A 681-nucleotide genomic window follows, 5' to 3' on the forward strand; every position below is an offset into this window, starting at 1 on the left:
TGGTAAACGCTGGGTTCAAGTTTCTCCTCCAAATTCCAGTGGTACGAACCTGCTTTTGGCTCAAGCGAGTACACCAGAACAAATGCAAGCAGTAGGGAATCAAACGGGTGGTCGTGTGTTCTTGTTCTTACAAACTAACAATTTCTGGCGAGACTACGAATTAATGAAGACAAATGGCATTGTATTTAATGAAGAGCCACGAGTTGAAGAGTACGGTACAGTGGTGGTATTCCAAGATCTCTATGGTAACAAATGGGATTTACTGCAACTAAACAGAGCAACCAAATAGCACGCACATAACAAGCAATTTAAGAGGGATTCCCAACGCTTGGCATTTTTGTTTTGCTTCGGTTTAAGTGTTTACGGCACAATACTTTAAGTTTGGTGGTATGCGTTGCTCACCACTTAACGCGGCGTTATGCCTCTTATTGGTATGGCGCAATATGGTAAGCTCTACAGTTGTATGTTTTATAGACTTTCCTCATTTGAGATGTTTGAGGTTTGGTTTATGGAACATGACGGTTTTTCTCGTTGGAAGAAAGAAGCTGATAATTTTTATGTAGCTTATTCTTCAACATTAAATGTAATAAAGTTTGGTGTATCTAAAAACCCATCGAAGCGGATGAGTCTTTTTAACTATCGAAAACCAGGTAATACTAATGATTTTATTCTAATTGGTGA

The 681-nt window shown here is 38.9% G+C and carries 2 protein-coding genes; both read left to right on the top strand.

The genetic code is table 11. From position 1 onward, the window contains the following. Positions 1–289 (top strand): VOC family protein (locus tag R8O10_RS25355; RefSeq protein ID WP_318191976.1); only part of this gene is annotated, 289 nt, incomplete at its 5' end. Positions 290–418: 129 nt separating this feature from the next. Further along, positions 419–681, top strand: a 263-nt coding sequence (locus R8O10_RS25360; RefSeq protein WP_318191977.1) for a hypothetical protein, incomplete at its 3' end; no start/stop codon positions are given.

The organism is Vibrio sp. 1727 (assembly GCF_033344415.1).
Taxonomy (GTDB): domain Bacteria; phylum Pseudomonadota; class Gammaproteobacteria; order Enterobacterales; family Vibrionaceae; genus Vibrio; species Vibrio alginolyticus.